The following is a 5,006-nucleotide window of genomic DNA, read 5'->3' as shown; positions in this document are numbered from 1 at the left end:
CGACACTACCGGTGCCTGTTCGGACACGGCTCGGCCGGAGCACGGTTCGTCGACGAATGGCTGTGGGAGCACAGGCATCCCGACGAACCGCGCCGATTCGATCCGGACGAGGCGGCTGTCGCGGTCGGTGTCGATCTCGGCGGGGTCACCGGTGTGCTGACAGCCCCGCCCGCAGTCATCGGGCAGGCGATCACCTACCGACTCGACCGCTATCTGTTCGAGTCGATCCGGGCTCGAACACACGCTCACACCGTGCTGACCGCGCGGTTTACTCCCGAGCCCGACGAGGCGCTGCTCGAACGAATCCAGACCACCGCCCGAGCGGCCGCCCGGGCGGTGTACGCCCCGGAACTGATCGCGATCGAGGTCGCCGAGATCGTCGCGCGTCGTCGCGCGACCTGGACCGAAGCCAACATCCGCTCCGCGGTCGAGGACCGTCTCGGAGTCTGCGACTTCGCCGATGACAATGCGCAGCGGGCCGCGGTCGAGCACGTCACCGCCCTGGTCCGCGATACCCACTCCCTGCAGCTGTCCATCGACCCAGACCCCGTTCCGGCCGCAGTGGCCCGCGCTTCCGGGGAGAGCATTTTCACCCTCACCGGTGCCACCCGCTACACCTCGACTGCCGTGCTCGACGCCGAAACCCGCCTGCTCGACGCCGCGCGCACGCCCACCGGAGAACTCCTGTCCGCACGTGAGGTCGACGCCGCCATCGCCCGTACCGAGAAGACTGAGCCGCACCGCCTCAACCCCGGCCAACAAGCCATCGCCCGCTACCTGTGCACCGTCGGCACCCGGCTCGCCGTCACGATCGGCCCCGCCGGCAGCGGCAAGACCACCGCCATGAAAGCCGTCGCCGACGCCTGGCAAAGCTCGGGCCGCACCGTCATCGCGCTGGCCCCGTCGGCCTCGGCGGCACGCGAACTCGGTGCCAGCCTGCACACCCCGGCCCGCACCATCGACAAACTCTTCGCCCAGATCGACTTCGGCGTGCCCACCGGATTGTGCCCAGGGACAATGATTCTGGTCGACGAGGCGGCCATGGCCGCCACCTTCGACCTCGACGCACTGCTGTCACTGGCGGTCGCTCACGGCGCGGTAATCCGCGGTGTCGGTGACCCCGAGCAGCTCTCGGCGGTCGAGTCCGGCGGCATCGTCCGGACCATCGCCCACGACACCCACGCCCCCGAACTCGACCAGTTGGTGCGGTTCCACGATCCCGAGGAGGCCGAAGCCACTCTCGCCGTCCGCGTGGGAAAAGCCAAGCACGCCTGGGAGTTCTACGACAGTCGCGGCCGCATCAGCCACGGGATGAGCGACCAGTTGCGCACCGAGATCCTCGCCGCCTATCTCGCCGACACCGCGGCCGGAATCTCCTCGGTCATGATCGCCGCGACCCTCGACGACGTCTCCAAACTGAACGCCGCCACCCAAGCAGCGCACCTGTCCACCGGCCGTGTCCGCGCCGACGGCGGGCGAATCCTGTTGTCCGACGGGCACTGCGGCTACCGCGGCGACATCGTCGTCACCCGCCACAACAACTCCCGTCTCAAGATCCTCGGCGGCATCCGCAAAGGCACCGGCGTCGACAACGGCGACCTGTGGCGCATCCACCGCATCCACCACGACAGCTCCATCACCGTCACCGGCACCACCCACCGCGGCACCGTGCGATTGCCCGCCGAATACATCGGCGAGCACGTCGAACTGGGATACGCCACCACCGCCCACCGCGCCCAAGGCATCACCGTCCGCCGCGCCCGCATGCTGCTCAACGCCACCCTCGGCCGCGCCCTGGCCTACGTCGGACTCACCCGCGGATCCGAACTCAACCACCTCTACGTCGCCACCGACGCCCTCGTCGACATCTCCGGCGACCAGCAACCCGACGACTCCCAAGAACCCTTCCGCGGCTTCGCCCGCGTCCTCGCCCGCGACGACGACAATCTCTCCGCCACCGACGTCATGCGCGCCGAACAAGCCGCCGCCGACAGTCGAATCCGTATGGCATTCCAGCACGCCTACGAGCTCCTCGCTCACGCACGCGCCGAGCATCTGCTCGATCGAGCACTACCGGTCGTCTTCCTCCACGACGCCCGCAAATCAATGAAATACACTGAGTTGCTCGACACCCTCGCTCTCGCCGACGCCCACGGCCTCGACACCGGCGAACTCGTCGCCTCCATCGCCACCAACGACTACCAAGACCTCGGCGAATCCCTCACCCACGCCCGCGACACCGCCGCCGTACTACGCGCCCGCGCCGACCGGTGGATCCACGACCATCTCCCCGCCCGACCCGACCCCCTCACCACCGCTCCGATCGAAACCCTTCCCACCGCAAGCCAAGACAGTCTGATCCGCCTCGTCACACAGCTCAACACAACCTCGGCCCTCACCACACAGCCACGGTTCCGCGCGCTGCGTGACGCACCCTTCCCTTGCCGCTGCCCGCCGATCTCGACCGCATTTCCCGGCATCGACGCCGACCTGGCCGGCTATGCAAGCGAACTCCGCCGACGAATCCTGGGCCCCAACGCCGACGCCGCACTTCCGGCGAACGCGGCAACCACGCCCGCCGCGGCGACCACAAACGATGACTCACGTCCAGAATCCACACCGACCCGCGACACCTTCGCACCCCTCCCGGACAACTCGACGGCCGAAACCTTTCCCGCCACAGACACATACGACCCATTTGCCCTCGTCGCCCGTGTCAACGCCTCGGAAACCCTCACCGCGCCGCCCTTCACCGACTCCGGCACCGACACCGTCGCCGACTGGCCCAGCACGAGCCCCGAACGACTGGAACGAATGCGCGCCGACTACCACCACTACGTCCAGGAACTCGCCGACACCCACACCGAACGCGGCCTCTACATCGCGCTGCCCGCCGTCCTCTACCGCATGGCCGGCAACTCCCGAAACTGGACACCCCTGCTGGACACCATCGCCCTCGCCGACGCACACGGCCTCGACACCAACACCCTCATCGCGGCCATCGCCACCGACGACTACAACGACCTGGGCGCGTCCCTGCTCCTCACACACGACCCCGCGCGAGAGCTCCGCGACCGCGCCGACACCTGGATCCTCCAACACCTCCCAGACCCTCAACCCAGCGACGACACCGACTTCCGCGCGCTCACCGACAGGACCTACACAGGCGAATTCCGACCGATTCCCGACTACCCCGACCGCGACGAGCGACTAGCCGATTTCGCCGACGAACTCCGCCAGAGAATCCGCCGCGCACAACGACACCGACACATCCCCGCACCGGCACATGCGACCATGCCTCCAGACACCCAGCCCAGCGAACCTACTCCCGCCCCACGTCCGTCCGCACCGAAGCCGACCACCGCCGCATATGGACGCCGCCGCATCAAGCCAGCAACTCCCAGAGCCACCAGGCGGCGTCGTCGCGGCATATGAAGAACCGAGATCAGCCATGGAATTGCGGCCAATCCTCGACTTTTGGGCGGCAACGTCGATTTGCGCCCTGCCATGCCGCCTTCCGGTCATCTCAGTCGTCGGCGACGATGAACCTTGCCCTCGCAAGCAACTCATCGAACGTGATGACCTCCACGTCACTGACCGAACGCCGATAAAGCTCGAAGGACGAAACCTTCTCCCTGTTCAACCCGTTGTCTTCTTCGAACTGGCTGGCCATCCCGGCCACCACGACCTGACGAGGTCGAATGGTCGCTACGTCGAAGCCGGCGGGAGCACCGTCCCTGTTGTAAGCCGCGTACAGATGGTCCCGAATCGCGCGGATTGCTTTGTCTGCGGTCTTCTGAACCTGGCACACGGCACCTGAGAGTTCTTCGCTCGGGCGGTAGACGTCGGGAATCCGATAGGGCTTCGGGTCGAGGAGCGGGGTGTCGTGACGCTTGATCTCGCAGAACATCAGACTGCTCAACTGGCCACGTGTGCGGAGCAGGGCGTCGACTCGCTTACCAGCTCCGTCGAAAGCATTGGCCCCGGTGGTCGGGAGCTCCAGCTTCGCCGGATCGTAGGACTCACAGGCCACGAGATTCAGCCCGTAACCGAACACCCACTGATTCTCTTCGAAGAACGCTTGCCAGAGCGATTCCGGCTTCAGCGGTGTCGGCTTCTTCGACCGGCGTCGCCTCTCCTCCTCGAAGAATGACTTCTCCATCAGGAGGTCCTGGAAGTAGTCGAGCTGCCCTTTTCGGCCGGCGATGAGATCGAGGTCGGCCTGGGTGACCGTTCCCCCGATCAGTTTGGCCATCGCCGCGACGAGCATGTCCTTGTCGCTGCCCTCGAGCATCTCGACCAAGCGCGTGCTGTTCTCCGCGACGAGATGGAACTGGTCGCTCGGCAGCGAGATCTCCGTGCACGCTTGGAGATAGTTGACGAGTTTCCAGAAGTTCCGGTGGCCGCTGTCGGTGTCGACTAGCGCCTTGATCATTCGATACTCGGGCAGATCAGGCAGCGGCAGCTCCAGCGCCGCCTTGCCGGGCTTCGTCTTGTCCTTCTTCCAGAACTTGAGACGTGGGGTGTACTGATCGTCGACCCGCACCAGAGTGACGGAACAGATGGTCGCCACCCGCGCCCCATCGTTCAGCACGAAGTCGACGACGAGGCGCCGAGCCTGCTTGTCGTAGAAATAGTGAAAGGACGAATGCTCCTGGCTCTGACGGATCTCCAGCTGCGAGAAATCACCGCCTTCGACGTCGAACTCTTTGTCGGTGCTCGACATCAGGAGTTCGTCGAAAATGGGATTCGCCATCGCCTTGCTCCTCAACTCGTCGAAAAGGGGATGCACCATTGCCTTGTTCCTTCTTCGAGAGAACCCGCGTCATCGAACCACTGCGCCCGTTCAGCCAAGGCTCCCGAGCCAGACCGCTGCCCTATGACGGTTACGCACGCCGACTCCGCGTTGGCCCCATTGCACTGAACGCGCCGGCAGGGGGCCGATCGATCACGACCGAGTGAGGGTGAAGACAAGAGTCGGCAACCACGAGATCGATCTTAGTACT

At 65.7% G+C, this 5,006-nt stretch carries 2 protein-coding genes; one reads left to right on the top strand and one right to left on the bottom strand.

What is annotated here, in order from left to right; all coding sequences use genetic code 11:
• Positions 1–3,435, top strand: a 3,435-nt coding sequence (locus NS2_RS34945) for an ATP-dependent DNA helicase (protein ID WP_147207435.1), incomplete at its 5' end; no start/stop codon positions are given.
• Positions 3,436–3,526: 91 nt separating this feature from the next.
• Here the strand turns inward: NS2_RS34945 and NS2_RS34940 are convergent.
• Complete coding sequence (locus NS2_RS34940; protein WP_197707898.1) at positions 3,527–4,795, bottom strand: Shedu immune nuclease family protein; 1,269 nt, start codon at positions 4,793–4,795, stop codon at positions 3,527–3,529.
• Positions 4,796–5,006: the final 211 nt, after the last annotated feature.

The organism is Nocardia seriolae NBRC 15557 (assembly GCF_007990715.1).
Classification (GTDB): domain Bacteria; phylum Actinomycetota; class Actinomycetes; order Mycobacteriales; family Mycobacteriaceae; genus Nocardia; species Nocardia seriolae.
The sequence above is the reverse complement of the archived record's forward strand: the minus strand, read 5'-3'. Positions and strand labels throughout refer to the sequence as shown.